At 48.7% G+C, this 2,874-nt stretch carries 4 protein-coding genes; 3 read left to right on the forward strand and 1 reads right to left on the reverse strand.

The genetic code is table 11. The features are described from left to right. On the reverse strand, positions 1–308 hold a 308-nt coding region (locus VB081_RS13335; RefSeq protein ID WP_323401271.1), incomplete at its 3' end, for a DeoR family transcriptional regulator. A gap of 151 nt (positions 309–459) precedes the next feature. Here VB081_RS13335 and VB081_RS13340 point away from each other — a divergent pair. The 3 genes from VB081_RS13340 to VB081_RS13350 all read left to right on the forward strand — a co-directional run. Next, the gene (locus VB081_RS13340; RefSeq protein WP_323401272.1) at positions 460–1,500 is read left to right on the forward strand and encodes a galactitol-1-phosphate 5-dehydrogenase; all 1,041 of its coding nucleotides are present in this window, start codon (positions 460–462) and stop codon (positions 1,498–1,500) included. 11 nt (positions 1,501–1,511) lie between these two features. Next, the gene (locus VB081_RS13345) at positions 1,512–2,546 is read left to right on the forward strand and encodes a zinc-dependent dehydrogenase (protein ID WP_323401273.1); all 1,035 of its coding nucleotides are present in this window, start codon (positions 1,512–1,514) and stop codon (positions 2,544–2,546) included. A 10-nt stretch (positions 2,547–2,556) separates the two neighbouring features. Next, positions 2,557–2,874 (forward strand): ribulose-phosphate 3-epimerase (locus VB081_RS13350; protein WP_442872725.1); only part of this gene is annotated, 318 nt, incomplete at its 3' end.

Here is a 2,874-nt window from a genome sequence, read left to right on the forward strand (position 1 = left end):
GTGGAGGAAGAATCGACGATCAAAATCTCATCAGGGTGTATCAATTTTGAGGCCATGACAGCGATGGCCTCTTTTTGTACGTTATATTGGTCTTCGCGGACGGCGAGAGGGATCTCTGCGTTCATTCCCTCCACTAACGCCGCGCCGCCAAACGTCCTGCTTATAAGGCCGAGTCTGGAAAGGGCTTCAAGGTCTCGGCGGATCGTTGATTCGCTCGCATAAAGCAGGGAAGCAAGCTTGTGTACGCTCAGGAATTTGTTTTCCGATAGCAGGTCAAGTATATTCTGTCTGCGTTCAATCCCTAGCATGACGTTTCTCCTCCAGATTTGCATGAATTTGATTGATTATGAGCGAGTTTATGCAAAACAATGATTCTTATCTAATAATAACGCCATGTGTTATCAAAGTCAATCATATATGATAATATCATTTTAGAAACAGGCGAATGGAGGTAAAACGATGAAAGCAGGTGTTTTGCATGGGATCGGGGATTTGCGGTATGAAGAGGTCGGCGATCCCGTCCCAAAGGCAGGAGAAGTTTTATTAAAAGTTAAGGCGGCGGGGATTTGCGGATCGGATATAGGCAGGATCTACAGCAAAGGCACCTATCATTTTCCAACGATTCCCGGACATGAATTCGCAGGAGAGGTCGTTGCGCTGGGAGACGGGGTGGATAAAACTTTCCTGCATAAAAAAGCGGCGGTATTTCCTCTGATTCCCTGCCATAAGTGCGATATGTGCGAGGTAGGGGAATATGCATCGTGCAGGAACTATAACTATTTCGGTTCGCGCTGCGACGGCGGTTTTGCCGAATATATTGCGGTGCCGACATGGAATTTAGTTATGTGCGACGAAGAGCTTTCCTATGAGGAAATGGCAATGGCGGAGCCTGCCGCGGTTTCGCTGCACGCATTGTCCAGGGCAGGCGTCTGCCTGGGTGACAGCGTCGCGATTTTCGGTGCAGGGGCGATTGGATTGATGCTGGCGTCTTTGGCGCAGGTATGGGGAGCGGGAAAGGTCATCTTGCTCGATATAGACGCCCAAAAGCTGGAATTTGCAAAAAAGGCAGGATTTCCGTATACAGTGAACAACGGGGACGCAAATTGGCAGGAATGTATACGGGAAATCACGCAGGGGCGCGGTGTGGATATTGCGGTTGAGGGGGCAGGAGTACCGGCAACCTATGCCGGATGCCTGAATGTGGCAAAACCTCAGGGAAAGGTTGTGCTGATGGGAAATCCCGTGGGCGGTATGGAACTTTCCCAGAAAGATTACTGGGAGATTTTACGCAAACAACTGGCGGTTATGGGTACGTGGAATTCAAGCTATACCAAGCAAAAGAACGATTGGGAAACCGTACTGAATGTTATGGCGAGCGGAAAGCTGGACGTAAAACCTTTCATTACGCATCGCTTCCCATTGAAAGATATGAACAGTGCGTTTGAAATGGTAAGAGACAAGAAAGAATTCTCAAACCGAGTCATTTTTATTATGGAATAAGGAGAAATCAAATGAAAGCTGCTGTATTGGAAGAATTGAATAAAATGGTCGTAAAAGAGGTGCCCAAGCCGGAAATAACAGACGATGAAATACTGGTGCGCGTCAAGGCTTGCGCGATCTGCGGATCGGACATCCGTATTTTTCATTATGGAAACGATCGGGTCAAGACGCCGTGCATCATCGGACATGAAGTTGCCGGAGAGGTAGCGGAAGTCGGTAAAAATGTGAAAAACTGGAAGATCGGCGACAGAGTGGCGATTGGCGCGGATATTCCCTGCGGAGAATGTAAATTCTGCAAAGCCGGTTTTTCAAACAACTGTATGATCAATTACGCGACAGGTTACCAGTTCCAGGGCGGATTTGCGGAATATATTCCACTAAACAAGATCATGTTGGCGTATGGTCCGCTGGTAAAAATCCCAGATCACATTTCATACGATCAGGCGGCGCTTGCGGAACCGCTCGGATGTGTGCTTAACGGCACGGAGCTTTCCAATATCAAACTGGGAGATACGGTCGTGATTATTGGAACGGGGCCGATTGGATGTATGATTATCGAGGTTGCGCGCCTGATGGGCGCAACAAAAATTATTGTTGTCGAGTTGGACGAGGAAAGGCTGGACGCAGCGCGGGAATTTTCTGCGAATGTGTTTATCAACCCTGCAAAAGAAGATGCATATGAACGGATCATGCAGGAAACGGATGGCATGGGCGCAGAGGTAGTCATTACAGCATGTCCGTCACCCGCGGCACAGGCAGATGCGCTACGTTACGCGAAAAACAGGGGCAGAGTGAATCTGTTTGGCGGATTGGCCCACGGGACGACTGTCACTATGGATACAAACCTAATCCACTATAAGGAATTGAATGTACACGGCACGCATGGTTCGCTGCCCATCCACCATATGAAGGCGGTGGGGTTGATTGCATCGGGGATACTGGACACCGAGAAATTCATTTCACACAGGCTTCCATTAGACGATATCCTAAAAGGGATAGCCATTGCGGAAAATAAGCAGGGCAAGCGCGTCGTAATCAATCCGTGAGGGAAGTGCAATGACAGGAAAAATATCGCCGTCGCTGATGTGCGCGGATTTTAAAGAATTGCAAAAACAGGTACGGGAAATGGAACGGGCAGGCGTGGATTATTTCCACTGCGACGTTATGGACGGGGTATTCGTGCCAAATTATTCCCTCGGAACCGATTTTGTCAGGATGATGCACGACATGACGGAAATCCCATTGGATATCCATTTGATGGTTGTAAACCCGGAGCGTGCGGTAGACATGTTCGACGTGAGGAAAGGGGATATTCTTTCATTCCATTACGAGGCATGCACGCATGTGCAGAGGACGCTGCGGACGATACGTGAC

It is taken from the genome of Christensenella sp. (genome assembly GCF_034927525.1).
GTDB lineage: Bacteria > Bacillota > Clostridia > Christensenellales > Christensenellaceae > Christensenella.